This is a genomic window from Leeuwenhoekiella sp. H156 (genome assembly GCF_052218455.1).
Classification (GTDB): domain Bacteria; phylum Bacteroidota; class Bacteroidia; order Flavobacteriales; family Flavobacteriaceae; genus Leeuwenhoekiella; species Leeuwenhoekiella parthenopeia.
The window spans coordinates 2,273,743-2,299,547 of the sequence record NZ_CP197499.1; the positions used below are offsets into that span (position 1 = coordinate 2,273,743).

General features: G+C 44.1%; 23 protein-coding genes and 1 tRNA gene. 14 read left to right on the forward strand and 10 right to left on the reverse strand.

The window, feature by feature from the left end:
- Positions 1 to 16 precede the first annotated feature (16 nt).
- The 6 genes from ACSSS3_RS09885 to ACSSS3_RS09910 all read right to left on the reverse strand — a co-directional run bounded on the left by ACSSS3_RS09885 (position 17) and on the right by ACSSS3_RS09910 (position 4,561).
- A complete protein-coding gene (locus ACSSS3_RS09885; protein ID WP_442844489.1) occupies positions 17 to 697 on the reverse strand; it encodes a TIGR04282 family arsenosugar biosynthesis glycosyltransferase in 681 nt (226 codons plus the stop codon).
- A 9-nt stretch (positions 698 to 706) separates the two neighbouring features.
- Entirely contained in the window at positions 707 to 1,774 is a 1,068-nt protein-coding gene (gene arsS, locus ACSSS3_RS09890) for an arsenosugar biosynthesis radical SAM (seleno)protein ArsS (protein ID WP_442844490.1), read from the reverse strand.
- 70 nt (positions 1,775 to 1,844) lie between these two features.
- Positions 1,845 to 2,183: an arsenosugar biosynthesis-associated peroxidase-like protein gene (locus tag ACSSS3_RS09895; RefSeq protein WP_099644740.1), complete on the reverse strand. Its 339-nt coding sequence runs from the start codon at positions 2,181 to 2,183 to the stop codon at positions 1,845 to 1,847.
- A gap of 164 nt (positions 2,184 to 2,347) precedes the next feature.
- Entirely contained in the window at positions 2,348 to 3,160 is an 813-nt protein-coding gene (locus ACSSS3_RS09900; RefSeq protein WP_228230569.1) for a purine-nucleoside phosphorylase, read from the reverse strand.
- A 143-nt stretch (positions 3,161 to 3,303) separates the two neighbouring features.
- Positions 3,304 to 3,984 (reverse strand): TIGR04282 family arsenosugar biosynthesis glycosyltransferase, encoded by a 681-nt coding sequence (locus ACSSS3_RS09905; protein ID WP_442844491.1) that lies wholly within the window; start codon positions 3,982 to 3,984, stop codon positions 3,304 to 3,306.
- A 28-nt stretch (positions 3,985 to 4,012) separates the two neighbouring features.
- The gene (locus tag ACSSS3_RS09910; protein WP_442844492.1) at positions 4,013 to 4,561 is read right to left on the reverse strand and encodes a rhodanese-like domain-containing protein; all 549 of its coding nucleotides are present in this window, start codon (positions 4,559 to 4,561) and stop codon (positions 4,013 to 4,015) included.
- 176 nt (positions 4,562 to 4,737) lie between these two features.
- Between ACSSS3_RS09910 and ACSSS3_RS09915 the strand changes: the two genes are divergently transcribed.
- The 4 genes from ACSSS3_RS09915 (at position 4,738) to galE (ending at position 10,867) form a co-directional block, all read left to right on the forward strand.
- Positions 4,738 to 5,754 (forward strand): aldose epimerase family protein, encoded by a 1,017-nt coding sequence (locus ACSSS3_RS09915; protein ID WP_442844493.1) that lies wholly within the window; start codon positions 4,738 to 4,740, stop codon positions 5,752 to 5,754.
- On the forward strand, positions 5,747 to 8,923 hold the full coding sequence (gene glpK / locus ACSSS3_RS09920; RefSeq protein WP_442844494.1) for a glycerol kinase GlpK: 3,177 nt from the start codon (positions 5,747 to 5,749) through the stop codon (positions 8,921 to 8,923). Before ACSSS3_RS09915 ends, glpK begins: the two co-directional genes overlap by 8 nt.
- Before the next feature lie 66 nt (positions 8,924 to 8,989).
- Positions 8,990 to 9,796, forward strand: coding sequence for an HAD-IIA family hydrolase (locus tag ACSSS3_RS09925; RefSeq protein ID WP_228230574.1), 807 nt, complete (start codon positions 8,990 to 8,992; stop codon positions 9,794 to 9,796).
- 48 nt (positions 9,797 to 9,844) lie between these two features.
- Positions 9,845 to 10,867: a UDP-glucose 4-epimerase GalE gene (gene galE, locus ACSSS3_RS09930; RefSeq protein WP_442844495.1), complete on the forward strand. Its 1,023-nt coding sequence runs from the start codon at positions 9,845 to 9,847 to the stop codon at positions 10,865 to 10,867.
- Positions 10,868 to 10,885: 18 nt separating this feature from the next.
- Here the strand turns inward: galE and ACSSS3_RS09935 are convergent, their stop codons facing one another.
- Genes ACSSS3_RS09935 through galK form a run of 3 tightly spaced genes read right to left on the reverse strand, consistent with a single transcriptional unit; the run spans position 10,886 to position 14,145 of the window.
- Positions 10,886 to 11,893, reverse strand: coding sequence for a LacI family DNA-binding transcriptional regulator (locus ACSSS3_RS09935; RefSeq protein WP_442844496.1), 1,008 nt, complete (start codon positions 11,891 to 11,893; stop codon positions 10,886 to 10,888).
- 2 nt (positions 11,894 to 11,895) lie between these two features.
- A complete protein-coding gene (locus tag ACSSS3_RS09940; protein WP_442844497.1) occupies positions 11,896 to 12,933 on the reverse strand; it encodes a UDP-glucose--hexose-1-phosphate uridylyltransferase in 1,038 nt (345 codons plus the stop codon).
- A 45-nt stretch (positions 12,934 to 12,978) separates the two neighbouring features.
- Positions 12,979 to 14,145 (reverse strand): galactokinase, encoded by a 1,167-nt coding sequence (gene galK, locus ACSSS3_RS09945; protein WP_442844498.1) that lies wholly within the window; start codon positions 14,143 to 14,145, stop codon positions 12,979 to 12,981.
- Positions 14,146 to 14,449: 304 nt separating this feature from the next.
- Between galK and ACSSS3_RS09950 the strand changes: the two genes are divergently transcribed.
- Together ACSSS3_RS09950 and ACSSS3_RS09955 are read left to right on the forward strand one after the other, a co-directional pair.
- Positions 14,450 to 16,099: a solute:sodium symporter family transporter gene (locus ACSSS3_RS09950; protein WP_228230579.1), complete on the forward strand. Its 1,650-nt coding sequence runs from the start codon at positions 14,450 to 14,452 to the stop codon at positions 16,097 to 16,099.
- 119 nt (positions 16,100 to 16,218) lie between these two features.
- On the forward strand, positions 16,219 to 16,776 hold the full coding sequence (locus ACSSS3_RS09955) for a hypothetical protein (protein ID WP_442844499.1): 558 nt from the start codon (positions 16,219 to 16,221) through the stop codon (positions 16,774 to 16,776).
- Between the two features lie 74 nt (positions 16,777 to 16,850).
- Here ACSSS3_RS09955 and ACSSS3_RS09960 read toward each other — a convergent pair whose 3' ends face one another.
- Positions 16,851 to 17,993 (reverse strand): acyl-CoA dehydrogenase, encoded by a 1,143-nt coding sequence (locus ACSSS3_RS09960; RefSeq protein ID WP_442844500.1) that lies wholly within the window; start codon positions 17,991 to 17,993, stop codon positions 16,851 to 16,853.
- 281 nt (positions 17,994 to 18,274) lie between these two features.
- Here ACSSS3_RS09960 and ACSSS3_RS09965 point away from each other — a divergent pair, with 281 nt between their 5' ends.
- The 8 genes from ACSSS3_RS09965 to ACSSS3_RS10000 all read left to right on the forward strand — a co-directional run bounded on the left by ACSSS3_RS09965 (position 18,275) and on the right by ACSSS3_RS10000 (position 25,692).
- Positions 18,275 to 19,351: an anhydro-N-acetylmuramic acid kinase gene (locus tag ACSSS3_RS09965; RefSeq protein WP_228230582.1), complete on the forward strand. Its 1,077-nt coding sequence runs from the start codon at positions 18,275 to 18,277 to the stop codon at positions 19,349 to 19,351.
- Between the two features lie 66 nt (positions 19,352 to 19,417).
- Positions 19,418 to 20,644, forward strand: a complete 1,227-nt coding sequence (locus tag ACSSS3_RS09970) for a Glu/Leu/Phe/Val dehydrogenase dimerization domain-containing protein (RefSeq protein ID WP_442844501.1) — start codon at positions 19,418 to 19,420, stop codon at positions 20,642 to 20,644.
- Positions 20,645 to 20,681: 37 nt separating this feature from the next.
- The gene (nhaB, locus tag ACSSS3_RS09975; RefSeq protein WP_228230584.1) at positions 20,682 to 22,154 is read left to right on the forward strand and encodes a sodium/proton antiporter NhaB; all 1,473 of its coding nucleotides are present in this window, start codon (positions 20,682 to 20,684) and stop codon (positions 22,152 to 22,154) included.
- 80 nt (positions 22,155 to 22,234) lie between these two features.
- A complete protein-coding gene (locus ACSSS3_RS09980; RefSeq protein WP_228230585.1) occupies positions 22,235 to 22,939 on the forward strand; it encodes a MotA/TolQ/ExbB proton channel family protein in 705 nt (234 codons plus the stop codon).
- Between the two features lies 1 nt (position 22,940).
- On the forward strand, positions 22,941 to 23,333 hold the full coding sequence (locus ACSSS3_RS09985) for an ExbD/TolR family protein (RefSeq protein WP_099644758.1): 393 nt from the start codon (positions 22,941 to 22,943) through the stop codon (positions 23,331 to 23,333).
- Positions 23,334 to 23,499: 166 nt separating this feature from the next.
- The gene (locus ACSSS3_RS09990) at positions 23,500 to 24,330 is read left to right on the forward strand and encodes an energy transducer TonB (protein ID WP_442844502.1); all 831 of its coding nucleotides are present in this window, start codon (positions 23,500 to 23,502) and stop codon (positions 24,328 to 24,330) included.
- Positions 24,330 to 25,553, forward strand: a complete 1,224-nt coding sequence (locus ACSSS3_RS09995; RefSeq protein ID WP_442844503.1) for a bifunctional folylpolyglutamate synthase/dihydrofolate synthase — start codon at positions 24,330 to 24,332, stop codon at positions 25,551 to 25,553. The genes ACSSS3_RS09990 and ACSSS3_RS09995 overlap by 1 nt, the downstream gene beginning before the upstream one ends.
- Before the next feature lie 64 nt (positions 25,554 to 25,617).
- A tRNA-Val gene (locus ACSSS3_RS10000) sits at positions 25,618 to 25,692 on the forward strand.
- Positions 25,693 to 25,805 lie beyond the last annotated feature (113 nt).

Genomic DNA, 25,805 nt, shown 5'->3' on the forward strand with positions numbered 1-25,805 from the left:
TGCCTGAAATAGCGTTTTAAGCGATACTAAGGGGCGAACCTTTATTGAAGTAAACCGGATGGGAAAAAAGCCAGGCGTTAAGGGATTTAAAGCTGAACCTGTGAATGTTCTGAACAGCAGATTTTGCTAAAAGTTTCCGTAACTGAAACGAAAGCTTTTTGGTGCTGCTCAATAGCAGCGTAACGTCTGCCGAAGTATCCAGATCGCGTAGCGCCGGAAGCAATTCAGCATGTATTTTTTTAGCCTGAACCAAACGCAGGATACTGCGCGTCAGTGAGGCGGTTTGCCAGGGTAAATTCAAAAAGGATTGGGCGTCAAAATGGGTTTTATTCAAGCCCATCAGGTAGAAGCCGCCGTCGTGTGAGGGACCCAGAACCAGCGGACAGGTTTTGAGTTTTTCAGCTGCGGTGAGCAGATGATTTTTGGTAAGCTGCGGGCTGTCGTTCCCCACACTGATTACGTTATCAAAACCCAACTTGTAAATATCCTGAAGCGCATTGGTAAATCTGGAGGCAAAATCTGCACCGCGTTGCAAATCTTCGGTATAAATAAAATAGGGAAGACCGGTTTTCTTTACAGTGTTCTCAATCTGTAAATTGAGTTTTTCAAATACCGAAACCCCATTGCGCAGTCTTTTGTGACCGGCATCTGCCTGCGCGGAGCGGGCAAAAATAAGTATGGCGGTTTTGGTATTCATAGCCGTAAGCTAGGCAACAGTACCCTGGCAACTGCTTCCTGCACCGGCGGTACAGCCGTAGCAGTGTTGCGAGATGATGATGTTGCGGTCGTTTAATAAATCTTCGTTGTATTCTGAAATGTGCTTCACCTTGCTGTTAACTTTGAGATCGAGCATCTGGTTAAAGTCACAATCGTACAGCCATCCGTCCCAGCTTATCGAAATGGTATTGGTACACATCACGTTTGCAACAGCGGCGGGGTTATATGCCTCCACAAGCTGGTACATATAGTCTTCATAATTTTCGGAAGCGATGAGGTAATCGAGAAAGCGCGCGATGGGCAGATTGGTAATTGCAAACAGGTTGTGAAACTGAATGCCGAAATCTTCCATCAGGGCTTTTTTGAAGTCTTTTTCCATCCCGGCCTGGTCTGAAGGCAGGTAAGCTCCGTTAGGATTGTACACAAGGTCGAGGCGTAAATCGCTGTCCGGCATCCCATAACCAACTGCGTTGAGTTCCTGCAAAGCTTTGATCGACTTGTCAAAAACCCCTTCACCACGTTGTTTATCGGTTTTACCACGCGTCCAGTGAGGCATAGAGCTCACCACGTGCACGTTGTGTTTTTTGAAAAATTCCGGTAAATCGTGGTATTTTTTATTGGCTCTGATGATTGTGAGGTTACTGCGCACGATAAAATCTTTGATTCCCGCTTTGCTGGCTTCTTCTACAAAGCGTCTGAAATGGGGATTCATCTCGGGTGCACCACCGGTAAGATCGAGGGTATGCGCGCCGGTGTTTTTAATCACTTCCAGGCACTGCTCCATCGTTTCCCAGGTCATAATTTCCTTTCGGTCAGGGCCGGCATCTACGTGGCAATGCTCACACACCTGATTGCACATGTAGCCCACGTTGATCTGCAGGATTTCCAGCTTTTTAGGTCTGAGCGGAAATTGCCCGGTCTCCTTTATTTTTTTGGCAAAGGTGGGCAACTCTCCATCGGCAAAAATACCTCCCGAGAGAATCTCGAGTTGCTTATTGGCCTGGGCCAGATCATCATGGCGTTTATGTAAAGATTTTTTTGTTGTGGTAACAGACATAGAAGTTTTAATTTTTCTTTTTCAGCGGTAGCTAATATAGGATTAAGTTGATAGAAATACCGTTCAAAACTTACATTTCCAGTTTATTAACCTTATTCATCATCATGGTGCCGTGTACGAGGGTAGCTCCGCTTTTGATGGCTGCACCTACGTGTATGGCTTCCATCATTTGTTCTTTAGTCACGCCGCGCTGCAGGGTGTCTTTGGTATAGGCATCAATGCAATAAGGGCATTGCTCGGTATGGGCTACGGCAAGAGCGATTAGGGCTTTCTCGCGTGCGGTAAGCGCACCTTCCTCAAATACTTTTCCGTAATAATCAAAGAATTTAGTTCCCAGCTCTTCGCTCCATTCGGTGATTTTACCAAATTTTCTAAGGTCTGCAGGATCGTAATAGTTGTTACTGGCCATTTTATCAATGTGTTTTTTGGGTTTAATGAAATAAACCGACATTACAGTTACGGTATTTGTCGGTCTTTGGTTTTAAAACTGAAGAAAAATAGGCAAAAACCCCGGGATAAAACCGGGGTTCTGCATTTTGAGACTATTCTACAAGCATTTTTCAGCCTGAAAATCTACAGTTTCTCGATGAGTTTGGTGAACAGAAGCACCATATCGGGTTCTGCTTTGGCGGCAGCATCCATAATATCCTGAATGTCTACCGGTGCCAGATTTTCGGGATCGCATTCATCGGTAATCACCGATACTGCGGCAACCGGCAAATCCAGATGGTTGGCCACAATCACTTCGGGAACTGTACTCATCCCCACCGTATCTGTACCAATGATTTTCAGGTATCGGTATTCGGCACGGGTCTCAAGCTGAGGTCCTACTACTGAGGTATACACGCCCTCGTGCAGGGTAATGTTGTTTTCGTTTGCGATTTCCTTTAGAATTTTGCCCATTTCGGCATCATAAGGCGCGCTCATATCGGTAAAACGGCTTCCTAAAAGACCTACGCCTTTAAAGGCCAGGGGCGAACCGCCCTGCAAATTGATATGATCTTCAATAAGCATAATCTCGCCTTTTTTGAAGTTGAGATTGATGGCACCTGCGGCATTGCTGATGAGTAATTTTGAAATGCCCAGCTCGCGCATCACCCGCACCGGGTAGCTCACATCCTGTAGGGTATAGCCTTCATAAATATGAAAGCGCCCCTGCATAACCACCACTTTTTTACCACCCAGGCTTCCGTAGATGAGTTTGCCGGTATGGAATTCTACAGTAGCTGTAGGAAAATTGGGGATATGATTATAGCTCACCGAGCTGATGATTTCTACTTTATCTACAAATTGCCCCAGGCCGGTACCTAGAATGATACCAATTTCGGGAGCTTCAAAGCCACGCTCTTTAAGGAAATGCGCAGACTCTTCAATAAATCGTTTCATCTGTTTAAGATTTTAAGTGTTTTTTAATTGGTGAGATGTAATGCACAACAAGTAGCACTTTGAAGTAGTCTAATTGTAAGGTGCAGTTCATCAATTTAGTTTAAAAGGTATTTTGCCAAAAAGATAGGATAAACTTCGGCATCTTATTTTAAATGATCGGGTAAAAAGGGCTTAAAGGCATCAATATCTTTAATGTCTTCGTAATAATCTACGTCATTACGCACCTCAAGCAATTTAACCGATTCGCTTTTTAGATCTTGCAGCGTGTCTTCGAGAACCGTCTCGGTTCCCCAGTTTTTATGCTGAAAAAGTTCAGGTTTGAGAAACTTCATTCCCAATAAATAATACCCGCCATCTTGTGCCGGGCCTATAACAAAATCGTGATGGTCCAGAGCAGCGAAGGCTTCTTCAAGATCGCTTTGTGACAGGTCGTACATATCGCTGCCAATGATGATCGCTTTGCGATAGCCATCGCTAAATGCACACGAAAAGGCCTGTTGCATACGAGCACCCAGGTCTTGGCCGTGCTGTAGTTTTTTGATGTATTTTTCGGTATCCCAAAGATCTTCAGATCGTATTTTTTCGGAATAAAAAACCTGTTTGTCTACCCGCAGGTTTTGCGTGATGCTCACGGTGTGTTTCAGCAGAAATTTATAAATCTCAAGGGCTGCTTCATCACCTACGCCACCCGCCAGGCGGGTTTTCACCTTGCCCAGTTCGGGATTGCGGTTAAAAATCAGCAGGGTTTTATCTGATGTGGGAAAGTGAAATTCGGTTTCAAAATCGGCCTCGGCCCCGGTGTCTTTTTTGCTTAACAGACCCATAGTTTGGTTTTAAGAATGGCTGTCAAAATTAATAAACCGCAATGCCTGTGCTTAAATAATCTTGCCAATTTTTTGAAAAAGTATGCACGCGCTCTGTGGGTTTACCCTCATCGTTAAAAATAGGAAACCCGGCGTCTTTCCATGCAAAAATGCCCCCATACAGGTTAAAAACAGGTTGACCTGTTTTCTTCTGCAATTTTTCGCCAAAATCTTCACTGCGTACCCCCACGCTGCAATAGACCACAATTTTCTTATTCGATTTGCGAATGCGCTCCAGCGTAGTCTCGTCGAGCCGATCATCCACGCGTATGGCATTGGGGAGATGGCTCACCTCAAATTCTTCCGCTTTGCGCGAATCAAGAATGAGATACTCATCTTGTTTCATTTTCAATTCTTCGACAGAAATATAAGGTACACTGCCACTGTTGTAGGTTCTAAGCAGTTTGCCGATTGATTTTTTTTGGGCAAAGCCCGAAAAGGAAAGAAAAAGCAGGACAATCATCCATTTTAAATGCATAGAAGCAGGTCGTTTCAGTATTTGATGCCGCCAAGTTAAGGCGGTTGGTTTGACTTTCATGTTAATTAAATTAGAAGGGGCTTTTTTATAGATACGCAAAGGAGCTATTTGTGGTTTTTTAAACTGAAGAGCTGTTACAAAAGGCTTGAAAAGCGCATCCGTTTAAAAGTTGATGATTGAGATGAAAGCGTTTCGCAAATGTATTTTCTATATTTAGGGTTTTAAACAGTATTCTTTTGATCACGATCCAACCTTTCTCAAAAACGCGGGACGGCCAGGCCGTTTATAACGTGAAACTTAAAAATAAAGCGGGCATGGAAGCCCATTTTTTAACCTACGGAGCCATATTACAGCGCCTTATAGTTCCTACAGGCTCCACCCAAACCGATGTGGTGCTGGGCTATGAAGACCTTGGGTCGTATGAAGAGGATAATTATTTTATGGGCCAGTTAGTAGGCCGAAATGCCAACCGTATCGCTAATGCCGAAGCCGTCCTGGACGGTAAGAAAGTACAACTTTCGGCAAATGAAGGTAAAAATCAACTTCACGGCGGTTTTGAATCTTTTGGTAAAAAAATCTGGTCTGTTACCGATCTGGGTGACGCCGTACTTTTTACCTATACCAGCCCCGATGGCGATGAAGGTTTTCCCGGAAATCTGGAAACCAAATTCTACGCAAAACTGGAAGAAAACAATACGCTGGCAATGCGCTATGAAGCGACTACCGATAAGGAAACCATCGTAAACCTTACCCGCCATGAGTATTTTAATATGGATGCCGCTTCAGGTAATGGAATTACCAATCACCAATTGCAGATCAACGCGTCTGCTTATTTGCCCAAGACTCCGCAAAATGTGCCGTCTGGTGAACTAAAACCGGTTGCAGAAAGTCCGTTTGATTTACAAAAGCCGGTTGATTTGAAAGCCGCTATCGCCGCGATTGACGGTGGCTTTGATCACAATTTCGTTTTGAACGAAAACAGAGGCGATGCACCCGCCGCGCAATTGATTTCACCGGATGGAAAATTGAAGATGGAGTTGTACTGCACCCAGCCGGGAATTCAGTTTTACAGCGCAAACGGTATTGTTGATTTTGAAGGCAAACACGGTAAAATCGCAGGAAATTGTCCCGGTCTGTGTCTGGAGCCGCAGCATTTTCCCGACACGCCCAATCACGAGCATTTCCCGAGCACGGTTTTAAAACCTGCGCAGCGTTACGAGCACGATGTACGTTATACCTTTAGTTATGAGTAAATCCTATATAATCGCATTTGATCAGGGAACGACCAGTACCCGCGCCATACTCTTTGACGAGCAGGGCGTTATTGTACAGGTTTCCCAAAAAGAACTCACCCAGCACTATCCGCAATCGGGTTGGGTGGAGCACGATCCCATGGAAATTTATACCGATCAAAAGGCCGCTTTTGAGCAGGTGATTGCCGAAGCCGGGATTGAACCCAATGCGATTAAAGCTATAGGAATCACCAATCAGAGGGAAACCACTGTCGTTTGGGATAAACATACCGGCGAGCCGGTTTATAACGCCATTGTATGGCTAGACAAGCGCACCGAACCCATCTGTCAGGGTTTGCGCGAGCGTGACCTGGAGCGCTATATTTCAAAAAATACGGGACTGGTCATCGACAGTTATTTTTCGGCCACCAAAATAAAATGGATTCTCGATAATGTGGATGGCGCCCGCGAAAAGGCCGAAAACGGCGATTTGCTCTTTGGTACCATAGACACCTGGCTCATTTACAAATTTACCGGTCAGCATCTTACCGATCATACCAACGCGAGCCGCACGATGTTGTACAACATCAAAAAGCTGAAATGGGATGACGAATTGCTCGAGATTTTGGAAATCCCGAAATCGATGTTGCCCAGGGTTCAGGCGTCGTCTTCCGATTTTGGAAGCATCACGCACAAGGGTCATACCTATCCGATTTACGGGGTTGCAGGTGATCAGCAGGCAGCCTTGTTTGGTCAGGGTGGTTACAAGTCTGGGATGGCCAAAAACACCTACGGTACGGGTTGCTTTATGCTGCTCAATACCGGGAAAAAGCCCTCGTTTTCTAAAAACGGACTCATCACTACCTTATGCTGCACCCTTGAAAATAAAAAACCAAAGTACGCCCTTGAGGGTAGTGTTTTTGTAGGCGGAGCTTCGGTACAATGGCTTCGCGATTCGCTAAAGCTCATTGATGATGCTAACGAAACCAGTATTATCTGTAAAAGTATTCCGCCGTTAAATGATTTGTATATGGTGCCTGCTTTTAACGGTCTGGGCGCGCCGTATTGGGATGGAAACGCCAAAGGAAGCATTCAGGGATTAACTTTTAGTACCGGCAGAAAAGAACTCGTTAAGGCTACGATTGAAGCTTTGGCGTATCAGGTAGATGATTTGATTACGGCCATGACTGAAGACAGCGGCAATCAGATCAAAAGCCTCAAAGTAGATGGTGGTGCCTGCGCTAACGATTACCTGATGCAGTTTCAGGCAGATATTCTGGATGCTGAGGTTGACCGGCCTCAAATGCTCGAAGTGACTGCGCTGGGCGCAGCACTGCTGGCAGGTATTAAAGCCGGAGTCTGGTCGCAAAATGACATCGCTTCCCTGAGAAAAATTGATCACATCTTTAAACCCGAAATGGGCATCCGAGAGCGCAATCATAAAAAAGAAGGCTGGGAACTTGCCGTTTTACGCACCCGTTCTGGTTATGCCGAAAGTCTGGTGAAAGAGAAGAAGCCGTTGCGTTTCAGTATTGTTGACCGTAAGCGCTATATCAAGAAAGCTAAAAAGAAAAAATTTGATCTCGTGGTCATTGGTGGCGGAGTTACCGGAGCGGGTATCGCCCTCGACGCCATTACCCGCGGGATGAGTGTGTGTCTGGTGGAGAAAAATGATTTCGCCAGCGGCACGAGCAATAAAAGCACCAAGCTGGTTCACGGCGGTCTGCGCTATCTCAAACAGATGGAAATAGGTCTGGTTAAAGAGACCGGGACCGAGCGCGCGATTGTGCACAAACTGGCACCACACCTTGTAGTGCCCGAAAAAATGCTCTTGCCTTTAATCGAAGGCGGGCAGTACGGTAAATTTTTAACTTCAGTAGGCTTAAAGGTTTACGATCTTCTGGCCAATGTAGAAGGCGATGATAAGCGCCAAATGCTTTCTAAGGAAGAAACCTTAAAGCGCGAACCTATTCTGGACGAAACCAAAGTTTTGGGTGGCGGGTTTTATGCGGAATACAGAACCGATGACGCCCGGCTTACAATTGAATTGTTGAAGAAAGCCGCCGGTTTTGGGGCCATTTGCCTCAACTATTGTGAGATGAGCGATTTCGTTTACGATTATAAAGGCCGAATCACAGCCGTAAAATGCCGGGATCACAATTCCGGAAGCCTTTTTGAGATTGAGTCGCGCACCTTTGTTTCGGCTGCGGGTCCCTGGGTCGATAAACTTCGGGCGAAAGACGAGTCGATGAATAACAAGCACCTGCACCTTACTAAAGGGGTGCACCTGGTTTTTGAGCGCAAAAAATTACCCGTACATCAATCCCTGTATTTCGATGTCCCCGATGGCCGAATGATTTTTGCCATCCCGCGCGGCAGAGTTACGTATGTGGGCACGACAGACACCAATTATTCCGGTGACCTCGATCGGGTCGTAGCTACAAAAGACGATATTCATTATTTACTCGATGCAGTAAATGCAACTTTCCCTGATATCCACCTGACCGAAGAAGATATTGAATCGAGCTGGGCAGGACTTCGGCCTTTAATTCACGAGGATGAAAAAGACCCTTCTGAGCTTTCGCGAAAAGATGAAATTTTTGAGAGTGAAAGTGGTTTGATTTCTATCGCCGGCGGAAAACTTACCGGTTACCGCAAAATGGCGCAACGGGTAAATGAAGCGGTGCTGAAGCGTCTTAAGGGCGACTATGCCGAGCAGTTTGAAGAATCCCGTACCGAGCATATTGCACTTACCTCGCATGCTATGCGCAATACCAAAGAAGTAGAGACCTACCGTAAAGAACTGGAAGCCGCTCTTGATTATCTGAAAATCGATAAACCCGAGTATAAAGCCTGGTATCTTACTTCAACCTATGGTAAGCAGGCCGACATAATAAAAAATAAGATCAATTATTTTAGAAATCAGGATGTTAATGAGCGTCTGGTGCGTGCCGAACTTTGGTATTCGGTAAACTTTGAGATGACAAACAGCCTGGCCGATTTCTTTGTACGTCGTACCGGTCGTCTGTATTTTGATATCAAAACGGTAAATGCATATCGGGATCTGGCTATTGAAGATTTTGTAAATTATTTAGATTGGGATGAGCGGCGCGTGCAGGAAGAAAACGAGAAATTAGATGAACTCATCTACGACGCAACCCATTTTTACGATCAGGAGTTTACTGCCTAAAAAGTACAGGCTACAGGAGCAATTTTAGAATTTAAACGTTAATTTTACGCTTAAAACAAAACCATTATGGACAAAGGCTTTTTAATTGACATGGACGGAGTTATCTACAGCGGTAACGATTTAATTCCGGGTGCAGATACATTTATCAAGACATTACAGGACCGCGGTATTCCCTTTTTGTTTATGACTAACAACAGTCAGCGCAGTCCTATTGATGTTGTGAATAAGCTTAAGCCTATGGGGATAAAAATCACCGAAGACAATGTGTACACCAGTGCCATGGCTACCGCGTGGTTTTTAGGTTTTACCAAGCCTAACGGTACTGCTTACGTTTTGGGAGAGGGAGGTCTGTTGAGCAGCCTGCATCAGCATGGCTATAGTCTCGTGACTCAGGATCCTGATTATGTAGTGGTAGGCGAAGGCCGAAACTTTACGCTTGAGATGGCAAATAATGCCGTAGATATGATTTTAGGTGGTGCAAAACTTATCGCAACCAACCTTGACCCTTCGCCTATGAAAAAGGGCTGGGCCAATCTGGGTATTAAAGCCATTGTAAAAATGATTGAAGAGGCCAGTGGCCGTAAAGCTTTTTCTGTTGGAAAACCAAGTCCGGTGATGATGCGTGCCGCACGCAAAAAATTAGGATTGACCACAGATCAGACCATAGTGATAGGAGATACGATGGATACCGATATTCTGGGCTCCATTCAAATGGGTTATAAAACCATTTTAACCCTTTCGGGAGTATCTAAACAGAAAGATCTTGCCGCCTATGCGTATGGCCCAGATATGATTATCGAATCTTTAAAAGGTTTTGATATCGATGCAGCGTTAGAAAAGCTTTCTGTTGAAAATAATTATTTAGAATTTTAGGACCTTATTTCTTTAATGCGATAAGACTAAAAATATAAAAACGAATACATGAAAATATTGGTTACCGGAGGACTTGGTTTTATAGGTTCTCATACCGTGGTTGAATTACAAAATGCAGGCTATGAAGTGGTCATTATTGATGATCTTTCTAATGCTTCAGAATCTGTTTTAGATGGTATTGAAGCTATTACTTCGACCCGACCCGAGTTTGAAAAATTAGACCTTCGCGACCGTAATGCTGTGTCTGCCTTCTTTAAGAAGCACGCAGATGTTGAGGGCGTAATTCATTTTGCAGCTTCAAAAGCCGTGGGCGAAAGTGTACACAAACCTTTATTGTATTACGAAAACAACCTGAATTCTCTGATATACCTGTTACAGGAACTCGTAGAGAAAAACGAAGCCAGCTTTATCTTTAGTTCGTCCTGTACCGTTTACGGGCAGGCTGATGAATTGCCCATAACCGAAAGTGCCCCGGTAAAACCGGCCGAATCTCCTTACGGAAACACCAAGCAAATAGGCGAGGAGATCATAAGGGATACGGCTCATAAATACCAAAACTTTAAAGCGATTGCCCTGCGTTACTTTAATCCTATCGGGGCACACGAGAGTGTTGAAATAGGCGAGTTGCCTCTGGGAGTACCACAAAACCTGGTGCCTTTTATCACCCAGACAGCAGCCGGCTTGCGTCAAGAACTTTCAGTCTTTGGTAATGATTACCCTACCCGCGATGGCACCTGCGTGCGTGATTATATACACGTGGTTGACCTTGCTCAGGCTCACGTGATGGCTTTAACCCGCTTGATTGAAGGGAAAAATAAATCCAACTACGAGGTATTTAACTTAGGTACCGGTACCGGAAGTACGGTTTTAGAAGTAATCGAGACTTTTGAAAAAGTTTCCGGGGTAAAACTCCCATATAAAATTGTAGACCGCCGCGAAGGAGATGTGGTTGCAGCCTATGCCGATACCGAAAAAGCCAACAACGAGCTTGGCTGGAAATCAGAACTTAGCCTGGCAGATGCGTTAGATTCTGCCTGGAAATGGGAAAAAAAGGTGCGCGGTATTCAATAACGCGCACAGCTTTTCATTTTAGATCGTACGTGTGCTTTTGCGTATAACCAGTTCGGTCTCAATAGTTTCCTGAATAGGGTCTTTTTTGGTTTTAGCTTCAAGACTTTCTATCGCGATTTGTATGGTGCGCTTACCAATTATCTCAGCCTGTTGTTTTATTGTAGTAAGTGGGGGGAAATAATTGCGGGCTAAAGCACCGTCGGTAAAGCCGATTACGCCTACATCATCCGGTACAATACGGTTATTTATGCGCAGGGCATTCATCGCGTAGATAGCGCTCGATTCGTCTGTGGTGACAATTCCGTCCAGAGCATTATCCTTTAAAAAAGCGCTGAGGTCAGCCTCCAGATTTTCGAGTCTGGTATTTATTATTTTGGGTTCGTAGCCCAGTTCACGTACAGCAGCTTCATAGCCTTCAGCCCGTTTTTTACCCACAGAAGTGTTGGTTAGGATAGACAGCAGTGCGATATGCCTGCATCCCGTTTTGTGCAAATGCATAGTAGAGTCGTAAGCACCTTTAAAGTCGTTGATCACCACGCTGTGCGAAAGCAGCTTCTCATTTACACGATCAAACTGCACCAGCGGAATGTCAAAGTAAAGAATGTCATTAAGGTGTTCTAATTCTTCAGTTTGCTGAGTCTCTGAACTGAGGCTTATGATAATCGCATCTACCGAAACATCACTAAGCATATGGATGCTCTGCTTTTCTTTCTGAAGCGATTCGTTTGAAATACAGGTTACCAGCGAATACCCGTTTTTAGTGGCTTCATCTTCCATTCCCATAATCACTTTAGCAAAAAAGTTATGCATGATGTTGGGAATAACAACTCCAATGGTTTTGGTGCGGCTGCTTTTGAGGCCCCTGGCCATTGCGTTTGGCCTGTATTTGAGTTGTCGTGCAGCGGTTTTAACCACCAGCTTTGTGGCATCACTAATCTCAGGACTGTCTGCTAAAGCTTTAGAGACCGTGGAGATCGAAAGATTAAGATGTTCTGCAATTGCTTTTAAGGTGGTTTTGTGTGCCATATTTAGGTTTTGCTATAATGTACGTCCGGTAAGTTACGTAAAGTTTCGGCAGCCATCTCTGCAGTGATATCGCGCTGGGGAGTTGCAAACATTTCATAGCCTACCATAAACTTTTTAACCGTTGCAGATCGTAGCAGCGGTGGGTAGAACAACATATGAAAATGCCAGCTGTCCCAATCTCTCCCGTCTGTAGGCGCCTGGTGTATACCGGAGCTGTACGGAAATGAAATCTTAAACAGGTTATCATATTTGATAGTCACTGCCTTGATGATTTTTGCATAATCTTTTCGCTCTTCTTCAGTGAGGCTTAAAATAGTGCGGTGTTGATTACGGGGAATAATCATCACTTCATAAGGCCATACTGCCCAGTAGGGCACCAGAGCTACAAAATACTCAGTTTCAACAATAATACGCTCTTTGGCCTGAAGTTCCTGCTTGAGGTAATCGCTAAGCAGACTTACCTTATTGTTATTCCAGTATTCGGTTAACTGTTTGCATTTTTTGGTGACCTCAAGGGGGATGGTGCGCTGCGCCCAGATTTGGCCGTGCGGGTGCGGGTTGCTGCAGCCCATAATAGCACCTTTATTTTCAAAAATCTGAACGTGATTGATATCTTTCTTGGCACCGAGTTCTCTAAACTCACGCTGCCATAGGGCAATAACCTTGTCAATTTCGGCAACGTCCATCACCGGAAGCGTGAGGGAATGATCGGGAGAAAAGCAGACGACCTTACAGGTTCCGCTTTCAGCCTCCGCTTTCAGTAATCCCGACTTAAATTTTTCTTCGGGAACATCCCTTTTAAGTGCGGCAAAATCGTTTGTGAAAGACCATGGCTCTTTGTATTCTTCATTTTTATGTCCGCCTGCACGCTCGTTTCCGGGGCATAAGTAACAGGAAGGGTCGTAAGAAGGGCGTTCTTCAATAATTACCTCTTCTTCCTTTCCCTGCCAGGGACGCTTGGTACGGTGCGGAGAAACAAGTACCCAATCTCCTGTAAGAATGTTGTACCTTCTGTGTGAATTATCATTAAAGTCAAGCATGGTATTCCGTTTTTTGTTTCAAAAATTACATTAAGTGAAAGGGGATCAGATTACTTTTCCGCCATCTGCCGGCATAGCTTTGAAGGCGGTTAGATTGATATTAAACGCTTCATAGTATGCTTTTTTGGCCAAAGCAATATAGGCTTCTACAAAATCCTGATGAATCAGGTTTATGGTACAGCCTCCAAAACCTCCACCCATCATCCGGCAGCCTAAAATCGCATCATAATTTCGTGAAAAATCGGTAAGAAAATCAAGTTCTTTACAACTTACTTCATATTTATGTTGAAGTCCTTCGTGCGAGCCGTACATAAGCTTTCCAAAAGTCTCCAGATCATTGCGTTCTAAGGCCTTTGCGGCTTCATTTACGCGTTGATTTTCTTCAATTACATACGAACAGCGATTGTAAATCACCGGGTCAAAATCGTTTTTATGCGCTTCGAGTTGTTCCGGTTCTACATCCCGCAAGGCTTTAACTTCAGGATACCAGTTTTGAAGCAATTTTACGCCCTGCTCACATTCGTTGCGACGCACATTGTATTCACTGGTCGAAAGGCTGTGTGATACATTGGTGTTTAGCAGCAGTAGCGCATAAGGCTCAATATTGAAAGGAACCAGCTTGTAATCCAGACTTTCGCAATCGAGTTGGATCACGTGGTTTTCTTTGCTCATCACCGAAGCAAACTGGTCCATAATCCCGCACATAGTGCCTACATAATTGTGTTCGGCTTTTTGAGAAAGCTCTACTATTTCAAGCGGGGTAAGCTTTAAATCAAAAAGTTCGTTGAGTCCGGCTGCCAGGCCGCACTCCAGCGCTGCAGACGAACTGATGCCTGCGCCCATGGGCAAATTGCTAAACATCAGACAGTCAAAACCAGAAAGGCTGCGCCCTCTTTTTTTGATTTCTTCAGTCACGCCGGTAATATAACGCGTCCATTCTTCACCGGTCTCATCGGGCTTGCTCAAATCAAATTCGTAGGTGCTTTGAAAGTTGAGGCTGGTAACGCTGCATTGCGTTTGAGACTTGTTTTTCTTGAGATAAAAAATAATCGATTTGTCAATAGCTGTAGGCATTACAAAGCCATTGTTGTAATCGGTATGTTCCCCTATAAGATTTACCCTTCCGGGTGAGTTAAGGGTTACTTCGGCCTTAAAGTTCCCAATTTGGGCAAGTTGCTCTGGCGAGTGTGAGATGATGTTGTTGTTTTGCAAAACCTTTCCGTGCTAATTAATACTTCAATTTTGAGGACAAATATACTAAAAGTTTAATTAAACGTATTTTTTACATTTAAAAAAAGATGTTTCGGGCTAATATAGTGTAGATGATACTATAACGTAATAGCGATAAAAAAGTCTTATGATTTTAAACGATTTATCAAAAAATGATACTCATTTGTGGCTTTCTGACAGATTTTAAACCTCAATACTTCGTCTTAAAATGTTTATTGTATTACTTTAGTGGCGTTTTAAAAATTTGTTAAATCAGCTCTCGCGAAAAACCTTAACTCCTTAGCTTATGGCAATAATTTCCTTTTTAGCATTTACAATTCTTGTAGCCGTCATCTCATGGTGGGCCGTACGAAATTCTGATGAATCGACCTCTGACGGCTATTTTTTGGGAGGACGAAGTCTTACTGCCGGCGTAATTGCCGGATCCCTGTTACTTACTAACCTCTCGACCGAGCAAATTGTAGGTCTTAACGGAAGCGCTTACAAAGACGGACTTTCGGTTATGGCCTGGGAAACTCTGGCGGCTCTCGCAATCGTGGTAACTGCCATTTTTCTATTGCCTCGTTATCTAAAAGGGGGGCTTACCACGGTGCCGCAGTTTCTCGCCGAGCGTTTTGATACTTCAACTAAAACGATAACTTCTGCGTTCTTTTTAACGGGTTATGTTGTTGTCTTGCTTCCGGTGATTTTGTACTCTGGTTCTGTAGCGGTAAGCGGGATGTTTAATATTCCGGAAAGACTAGGGGTTTCTGATATGACGGCCCTGGTGATTTGTATCTGGGGTATAGGAATCATCGGTTCGATATACGCTGTATTTGGTGGCCTAAAGGCGGTTGCTGTTTCAGACAGTATAAATGCAGTGGGGCTAATCATTGGAGGTTTGTTGATCCCTGTTTTTGGTCTTATGGCTATTGGTGATGGTGGAATTATAGACGGTCTTAATGTACTTATTGATTCTAATCCGGAGCGTTTTGACTCTACGGGAGAGCCGGGGCAGGAAGTGCCATTTTCGACCATTTTTACGGGAATGATGCTGGTGCAATTATTTTACTGGGGTACCAATCAGCAAATTATTCAGCGGGCTTTAGGGGCTAAAAGTCTCGCGGAAGGACAAAAAGGACTGTTGCTGGCCGCATTTTTAAAGATTTTAGGTCCAATAATTTTGGTGCTTCCGGGAATGATCGCTTTCTATTATTTTGAAGGAGGTCTTGACAGTAGCGACCTGGCTTACCCTGAACTGGTACGTGCGGTTTTGCCAAAACCTTTAGTAGGGTTTTTTGCAGCCGTTTTATTTGGTGCAATCCTGAGTTCATTTAATAGTGTATTGAACAGTTCGGTTACCTTATTTGGTATTGATATTTACAAACAACACATTAATAAGGACGCTTCTGAGTCAACCGTGGTTAAATACGGTAAAATCTTTGGGGTTTGTCTGGCTCTGGCAGCGATGTTTATTGCACCGTTGATCTCAAATGCCGGCAGTTTGTTTCAGTACCTGCAAGAGATAAACGGGATTTATAGCATTCCTATTTTTACTGTAATTGTAATTGGTTACGCTACGAAACGCGTACCTGCTATTGCAGCAAAAATCGGTATTTTCAGTGGTTCACTGTTATACATCATCAGCCAGTTTTGGCTTGATCCTATGATTCGCGGGAATGCTGTGGAAGCAGCAGAAACAAGTGGAATAACAGATGCTGAAACTTTACGAATGATCAGTGTAGATGCGTACCCGCACTATCTCCACGTTATGGCAATCTTATTTGTTACTAACATCATCATTATGCTCATTATTGGTAAGTTATACCCCAGAGCAACTCCATTTGAACTTGAATACACCAAGAAAGTTTCTATTGAGCCTTATAAATATGTAAAACCCGTAGGAGGTCTTATTTGTGTTATAGTTGTTGCGATTTACGTGTATTTCGCAAAATAAAACTCCTGTAACAAAACTATTTAAAGCCCGGTCTAAAACAGACCGGGTTTTTTTATGGCTCAAGCGTATTTTAGGATTTAATGTTCTAGTATTGTAGCTCAATCATTCAAAAAACGATCATGTTCAGAACATTTTTAGTACTAGTAGTGCTCCTTTTAAACGTTACAAATGCCGGTGCCCAAACCAAAGACAGCGTATCAGTTGAAACTTCGATTTGGGGAGTGCAAACGGGGCTTCTAGGCTTTTGGGCACATAATGAATCAAAATTAAGCCGAACCATTGCCTTAAGAACCGAATTGGGTTTTGATGCGGCTTTTTACGGAAGCAATAATGAATTTAATTATATTCTCGCTCCCATTCTGCATGTAGAACCCAGATGGTACCGCAATCTGGATCGCCGGTCTCGAAAAGGAAAAAACACAGCAAATAATTCGGCAGACTTTCTAAGCCTGAGGTCCTTTTTTGTGCCCGATTTGTTTTTGATTTCTAACGATGATGTACGCATCAATACCACATTGGGAATGACGTTCAATGGAGGTATGCGTCGCGTATATTGGGATCATTTTAGTTTTGAACTGGGATTGGGTGCGGGCTTTGCGGCAGATTTGGAAGAAACATATGGAAATTCGGTTTATTTTTTTCCAGACATCTTTTTCAGATTAGGCTATAATTTTTAGCAAAATCAGGATCTCCACAAAAATTAAAAAAGCTGTCTTGATGGACAGCTTTTTTATTTAACCAGATTTTTATTCTAGTTATCTATAATCGATCTGGAGATCACAATTTTTTGAATCTCAGAAGTTCCTTCATAGATCTGGGTGATTTTAGCATCGCGCATCAGGCGTTCTACGTGGTATTCCTTTACAAAACCATTACCGCCGTGAACCTGTACGGCTTCAACAGTGGTGTCCATAGCTACCTTGGAAGCATATAGTTTAGCCATCGAGCTGGCCAGGTCATAATTTTGCTTCTGGTCTTTTAGCCAGGCGGCTTTCATAACCAAATGACGTGCGGCTTCAATTTCGGTATACATATCGGCCAGTTTAAAGGCGATGGCCTGGTGGTTGCAAATCTCGGTACCAAAAGCCTTGCGCTGTTTGGAATAATCAAGAGCAAGTTCATAAGCTCCTGAAGCGATACCCAAAGCCTGAGCTGCGATACCAATGCGACCGCCGCTTAGCGTTTTCATCGCAAACTTAAATCCAAAACCATCTTCACCAATACGGTTTTCTTTAGGAACCTTTACATCATTAAATATAAGAGAATGGGTGTCACTGCCGCGAATACCCAGTTTTTGCTCTTTGGGCCCAATCTCAAAACCTTCCCAGTCTTTCTCAACGATAAACGCATTGATACCCCGGTGTTTTTTCTCTTTGTCGGTTTGAGCAATGACCAGATAATAATCTGCAGATCCGCCGTTTGTAATCCAGTTTTTTGTTCCGTTAAGAATATAATGATCACCTTTGTCAATCGCTGTGGTTCGCTGTGAGGTGGCGTCGCTTCCGGCTTCGGGTTCACTAAGACAAAATGCACCCAGTTTCTCACCGGTTGTTAGTTTAGACAGGTATTTTTCTTTTTGTTCCTGGCTTCCGTATTCTGCCAGACCATAATTGACCAGGCTGTTATTTACCGATACGATCACAGAGGCCGAAGCATCAATTTTCGATAATTCTTCCATCACCAAAACATAAGAAATGGTGTCCATGCCGCCTCCGCCAAATTCAGTAGGAGCCATCATGCCCAAAAATCCCATTTCGCCCATTTTTTTAATGAGTTCTTTAGGGAACTGTTGTTTCTCATCCCGCTCAATAACTCCCGGAAGCAATTCGCTTTGCGCAAATTCACGGGCAGCATCACGTATCATTTCGTGTTCTTCACTCAAACTGAAATTCATGGTCAATATTTGGTATTAAATTAAAATTCTATTCTTTTCTTAATAACTTCGGCGGCACGCAAAGACCCTTAAAAGATTTTAGAGCCGACATAAAAGATCCAACTCAAACCTTTGCGTAAGGTTTTTTCAAATGTCTGAAAATTTACTATGCTTGCATAATAAAAATGCGACCACTCTAAATATTTTAACAAAAATTCAAAAATAGTAGATATTATACTATTAAATTAAATTATTGATAACATAAGCGAAAAATACTAAGAATTTATTTAATTTCAAAAACTATGCATGCAACATCTTATGTGCTTCTGGGCGTTATGAGTGGTACTTCGCTTGATGGCGTTGATTTGGCCTATGTACGCTTTCAGAAGTCTGAAAATTGGCGCTATGAAGTTTTGCAAAGTGAGACCATTCCGTACACTAAAGACTGGGTAGGGCGATTGGAGCATGCTGTTTCCCTTTCTGCCGATGCGCTGCAGCTGCTCGATGAAGACTATACGCGTTACTTGAGTTCGCTAATTAATGCGTTTGTAAAAAAGCATCCCATCAGGCATTTTGATGCAATTGCCTCGCACGGGCATACCATTTTGCACCGTCCCGAAGCGGGTCTTACCTATCAAATAGGAAATCTACCCGAGCTGGCAGATTATACCGGTAAACTGGTTATTTGTGATTTTAGGGTGCAGGATGTGGCTTTGGGAGGTCAGGGTGCGCCATTGGTGCCTATAGGAGATCGCCTGCTTTTTGCGGACTATGCAGCCTGTCTTAATATAGGAGGTTTTGCCAACGTTTCCTTTGAGGAAGCAGGGCGCCGTGTGGCTTATGATATCTGTCCTACTAATATCGTTCTCAATACCTACGCCCGTAAACTGGGATTGGATTTTGACAGGGACGGGGCGATTGCGAGGTCTGGCAGTGTGCATTCCCCAACTTTAGAACAGCTTAATACCCTGGCGTATTACCAAAAACCGGCTCCAAAATCCCTCGGCCTGGAGTGGGTGACCGAAACGATATTCCCAATTCTTAAAGATTCGCAGCTTTCTGTACCGGATTGCATCGCCACCTATACCGAGCATATGGCTGCACAAATTGCACAGAATCTAAGATTTAGCGTGGCGGGTGCTGCGCGCAAAACTATTTTGATAACCGGTGGCGGAGCTTATAACAGTTTTCTTATTGAGCGTATAGCAGCGCTTTCTAATCTGGCCTTGATAATTCCTGATGCGCAGACCATCGAATTTAAAGAAGCGCTCATTTTTGCATTTATGGGGGTTTTGCGCCTGCGAAACACTCCAAACGTACTTGGCTGTGTAACAGGAGCCCCGCAGGATCATTGTGCAGGACTGGTATATTCCCCTTAAATTAATATCAAAAACATAGGGAAAACAAGCGAAGTCGTTATATTTGTGAACCCTCTAAATTATTTAATGAAAGATTTACTACAACGTTACGAAAACAAGGAACCCGAAATTGTATTTCACTGGAATGATCCCGAGACTGAAGCAGAAGGCTGGACGGTGATCAATTCACTTCGCGGTGGAGCAGCAGGAGGGGGTACCCGAATGCGTAAAGGTCTTGACCGTAATGAAGTGTTATCCCTTGCCAAGACGATGGAGGTGAAGTTCACCGTTTCGGGGCCTGCTATTGGCGGCGCCAAGAGCGGTATTAATTTTGACCCGGCAGACCCCCGTAAAAAAGGGGTGCTCGAGCGCTGGTATGCAGCGGTATCGCCCTTGCTGAAAAGTTACTACGGCACCGGAGGTGATCTTAATGTAGATGAAATACACGAAGTAATCCCAATCACCGAAGAAAGCGGGGTATGGCATCCTCAGGAAGGCGTCTTTAACGGGCATTTTAAACCCACCGAAGCAGATAAGATCAACCGGATTGGTCAGTTGCGACAGGGTGTTATTAAAGTGCTTGAAAACCCGGCATATTCCCCTGATGTTACCCGAAAGTACACCGTTGCCGATATGATAACCGGTTACGGAGTGGCAGAGGCCGCACGTCATTTTTATGATATTTATGGCGGTGATCTTACCGGTAAACGTGCCGTAATCCAGGGCTTCGGTAATGTAGGTTCTGCAGCGGCTTATTATTTATCGCGGCAGGGTGCCAAAATCGTAGGTATTATCGATGCAGCCGGAGGGCTCATTAATGAAGCCGGTTTTAGCTTTGAAGAGATCAAGAGTTTATTTTTGGCAAAGCAGGGCAATAAGCTCGCGGCAGCAAATTTGATTTCTTTTGAAGAAGCCAATTCGCGCATCTGGGAACTAAAAACAGAATTATTTTTACCTTGTGCGGCATCACGTCTGGTGACTCAGGAGCAAATAGACTCAATGATCGCTAACGGATTGGAAGTGATTTCCTGTGGCGCAAATGTGCCTTTTGCAGATAAGGAAATTTTCTTCGGTCCCATTATGGAACATACCGATGAGCGGGTATCTGTAATTCCTGATTTTATATCCAATTGCGGGATGGCACGTGTTTTTGCTTATTTTATGGAGCGACGCGTTCAAATGACTGATGAGGCTATCTTTAACGATACCTCGCTTACAATTAAAAATGCAATAGAAAAAACATACAATCACAACAGCAGCAGTAAGAACATAAGCCGTACGGCTTTTGAACTGGCCCTGCAACAACTGGTGTGATTATAAAGAGAACATTAACCAACAACAACTAAGACACATGTTAAAATACTTTTTAGGCAGCAGCCCCAGGTGGTTTAAGTTAGCGATGATCGCTTTTCTGGTATTCAATATCTTTTCCTATTATATTTTAGGTCCTACGATAACCGCGTGGTTATTTATAGGGGAATTTATTTTCACACTGGCCATGGCGCTTAAGTGTTATCCCCTGCAATCAGGTGGTATACTGGCTCTGGAAGCTTTGATTTTAGGATTAACCAGTCCTGAAGCAGCCTATGGAGAGGTAGCCCAAAACCTGGAAGTAGTATTGCTTCTGGTATTTATGGTTGCCGGTATTTACTTTATGAAGCCTATGCTGATGTATATCTTCTCTAAAGTATTTACCAAGATAAAATCTAAAGTAGCGCTCTCGATGCTCTTTGTGTTTCTGGCAGCCGTGCTTTCGGCTTTCCTGGATGCGCTTACCGTAACCGCGGTATTAATAAGTGTAGCTGTAGGATTTTATGGTGTTTACCATAAGATACTTTCGATGGAAAACGCCGATTATGATAAGGATGAGGTGCCAGATCGCGAGGCCCTTGGCGGTAAAACTTTAGAGCAGTTTAGAAGCTTTTTGCGTAGCTTGATTATGCACGGTGTGGTGGGTACCGCTCTTGGCGGGGTTTGTACTCTGGTAGGAGAGCCTCAAAACCTGTTGATTGGTGAAAAAATGGGCTGGGATTTTATACAGTTTTTCCAGCGTATGGCGCCAATCACGATTCCGGTTTTGATTTCCGGTCTGTTAACCACTTTTATTCTTGAGAAAACCAAAATCTTCGGCTTTGGAGCTAAGCTTCCCGATGTAGCCAGAGGTATTATCGAGAACTACACCAAAGAAGTTGATGAAAAACGTACCAAAAAGGAAACTTACGGACTTTGGGTTCAGGGAATTTCTGCTATTCTGCTTATTTTAAGCTTGGCACTTCACCTGGCTCCGGTAGGATTTATAGGTCTGTTCCTGATTGTAGTTCAAACCGCATTTATGGGTATTACCGATGAGCACAGCCTGGGTAAAGCCTTTGAAGAAGCGCTTCCGTTTACCGGTCTTTTGGTAGTGTTCTTTGTGATTGTTGCGATGATTCACGATCAGCATTTATTTACACCTATTATCGATTATGTATTAACTCTTCCGGTAGAGACACAGCCTTCAATGTTCTATTTGGCTAATGGCGTTCTCTCGATGATTAGTGATAACGTATTTGTGGCAACTGTATACATTAACGAGGTACAGGTGGCTTACGATGCCGGTAATATTACCCGCGAGCAGTTTAACCATCTTGCGGTAGCGATCAACACCGGTACTAACCTGCCTAGTGTTGCGACGCCTAACGGGCAGGCAGCATTCTTATTTTTGCTAACCTCTTCACTGGCTCCGCTTATCAATTTATCCTATGGTAAAATGGTAAAAATGGCATTACCTTATACCATCGTATTGGGTGGTGTAGGATTGCTTGGGGTCTATATGGTCTTATAATTTAACAAACCAAATCAAACAGGCAGCATATACTTTTATGCTGCTTTATGCGTTAACCTCATATCTAATCTAAGAACACTATGTTGACAACCTTGTTGCAGGAAGGTGCAGAAAATTTGCCTTCGTTAGCCGCGGAAGAAGAACCAGTAGAAAAAACCCTTTCGTTGTTTGATTTATTGATGAGCGGTGGTATTTCCGGGCAGATTATCATTATCGTGCTTTTTGTACTTCTGTTTGTGGCCATTTACATCTATTTTGAGCGTTTGTTTGCAATCAAAGCCGCGAGCGGTATTGACAGCAACTTTATGAACCAGATTAAAGATCACGTGGCAAACGGTAATATTGAGGCCGCAAAAATTTTGTGCGCGCAGCAAAACAGTCCCGTATCGCGATTAACCGCAAAAGGCATCAGCCGTATTGGGAGTCCGCTTGAAGACATCAACACAGCAATAGAAAATTCGGGCCGTTTAGAAGTGTACCGTCTGGAGAAAAATGTAAGTGTTCTGGCAACTATTGCCGGTGCAGGGCCTATGATTGGTTTCCTGGGTACGGTAATCGGGATGGTTTTAGCCTTTCATCAACTGGCTACCAGTAGCGGTCAGGCAGAGATGGGTAACCTTGCAGAAGGTATCTATACCGCGATGACTACTACCGTTGCCGGTTTGATCGTGGGTATTGTGGCCTATATCGGTTACAACCACCTCGTGGTGCGCACCGATAAAGTGGTGCACCAGATGGAGGCAACCGCAGTTGACTTTTTAGACCTTTTAAACGAACCCGCCTAAGATGAACCTACGCGGAAGAAATAAAGTAAGCCCCGAGTTTAGTATGAGCTCCATGACAGACATCGTGTTTCTGTTGCTGGTGTTCTTTCTGCTTACCTCTCCGGCCATTACGCCCGATGCGCTAGATCTTATTTTGCCAAAAGCAAAAGGAAAGACCAGCAATCAGCAAAATCTTTCGGTGAGCATTACCAAAGATTTAGACTTTTACGTCAATAAAGAGCGTGTGACCGAAAATAACCTGGAAGCCTTTATTCAAAGCGAACTTCAGGGTGTGGAGGAGCCGGTAATCATTCTTCGGGCAGAAGAAGGAGTTCCTATTGAAGAAGCCGTTGCCGTGATGGATATCGCAAACCGCAACCGGTATAAGATCGTTTTAGCGGTTCGGCCTAATTAAGTGTTGTGCGTTCCGGCTATCGCCGTCAGGCTTTCAGCTGTATCTCCTAATTGCCATCAGGAGCAGAATATCCTGATGGCAATTAGGAGGATGCCGCTTCAATCCTTAACGCATTTCAAGAATGGACCGGATTTTGTAACAGTCAGATAACTAAATACTACAGGCCTTGAGTTTTTTAGATACCAAACATAAGCGAAAATCATTCACCCTAACTACGGTGATTTATGCGCTTTTACTCGTTGTGCTGTTTTTTGCAGGCCTGAAATATCTCGATCCGCCTCCGGAAAGTGGTATCGCCATAAACTTTGGAACCTCAGATGTAGGCTCCGGTAACATTCAGCCTAAAGCAGCCATACAATCTGCTCCCCGAAATACAACTCCCGAACCTCAGGTTCAGAAATCTTCCGAAATCAAAGAAGAAGTAGTAACTCAGGATGCTGAAGAAGCACCGGTTATTAAAAACGAACCCAAAAAAGACATTAAAAAACAGGTTACAGAGCAGCCTAAACAAACCACAACCAAACCGGTTGAGGCTAAAAAGCCGGACCCCAAACCCGATAAATCAACTACCGATGCCCTGTCAAGCATCCTCAACGGACCCAAAAGTTCGGGGACAGCTTCGGGTGGTGAGGGTGATAGCAATCAGGCGGGAGATAAGGGCGATCCAAATGGCGATCCCAACGCTTCAAGCTATTACGGCACCGGTAAAGGTTTAGATGGTGATGGCAATTACCAGCTGGGCGGGCGTAAAGCCTTAAGCAAGCCCAAGCGCGTGCAGGAATGTAATGAGGCCGGTATTGTGGTGGTAAGCATAGAGGTTGACCGTAACGGAAATGTGATTAAAGCCGTGCCCGGCGTGCGAGGTACCACAAACAACAGCCGATGCCTGCTTGATCCTGCAAAAGCTGCCGCTTTGGCAACAAAATTCAACAGCGATACCGATGCTCCTTCACGACAAATCGGTAAAATCATCTATAAGTTTAGCCTTTCAGAGTAATGACCTACGAGCAAACGGTACAGTGGATGTTTAATCGTCTTCCTATGTATCAACGTCAGGGAGCTTCCGCCTTTAGAAAAGATCTTGTAAACACCATTCTCCTTGATGAGCATCTGGGTCATCCCCATACTGCTTATAAAACCCTTCATGTTGCAGGTACTAATGGTAAGGGCTCTACCAGCCATATGCTGGCTTCGGTATTGCAGGAAGCCGGTTACAAGGTGGGCTTATACACTTCACCGCATTTAAAAGACTTTAGAGAGCGCATTCGCATCAATGGCGAGTTGTGCGCCGAAGAATACGTGGTAAGCTTCATAGAGGCGCATAAGCCCTTTTTAGAGCAGCATCAGCTGTCGTTCTTTGAACTCACCGTAGGGATGGCCTTTCAGTATTTTAAAGAGCAACAGGTAGACGTTGCAGTTATAGAGGTGGGAATGGGCGGCAGGCTCGATTCTACCAACATCATTACACCTATACTTTCGGTAATTACCAATATTGGTATGGACCACACCGCATTCTTAGGAAATACCCTGGCTGAGATCGCAGGTGAAAAAGCCGGAGTTATCAAGCCTCAAATACCGGTGGTTATAGGGGAGCGACAGGAAGAAACTACAGCCGTTTTTGAGGGAAAGGCAGCACAGGAACAAGCGCCATTGTTTTTTGCCAGTGACGAGACCTTTCCGGTTTTGGAAAGTGAACTTAAAGGCAGTTATCAGGTGCATAACATCAAGACCGTGCAGAAATCGGTTGAGGTACTGCGCTTGTTTACCGATCTGGAAATAGGGGAGCAGCATTTGATTGATGGAGTCGCCCGGGTAGTTACCAATACCGGTTTAATGGGCAGATGGCAGGTTTTACAGGCCTCAGACCCAAGGATTATTTGTGATACCGGTCATAATACCGAAGGATTAAAACAGGTTTTTGCACAGCTGGGTCAGGAAGAGTTTGAACAGCTGCACATCGTTTTGGGCGTGGTTTCAGATAAAGATTTGGGAAGTGTTTTACCGCTGTTTCCGGTTGAGGCACAGTATTACTTCAGTAAACCGGATGTTCCACGAGGATTAGATGCGGCAGTTTTACAAAATCAGGCGGCGCAATTTGGCCTGAATGGAAAAAAATATAAAACTATTTCAGAGGCTTTAGAGGCGGCTAAACGTGCGGCAACTGCTGAGGATCTGATCTTTATAGGCGGGAGTACTTTTGTGGTAGCAGAAATAGTTTAATTATTTTTCAAAAAGTGTTTTGCAGTCTTAAATATTGGTTTATATTTGCATCCGCTAACGAGAAGGGCAATTAGCTCAGTTGGTTCAGAGCACCTCGTTTACACCGAGGGGGTCGGGGGTTCGAATCCCTCATTGCCCACAAAGGCTTCCAGAAATGGAAGCCTTTTTTTATGCTTTTTATTTTGCGCTGCTATATTGGGAGTTAGGGATCGGTGGGTTCCCCCGAAGTTTCGTGGCTACATTGCCCACTTG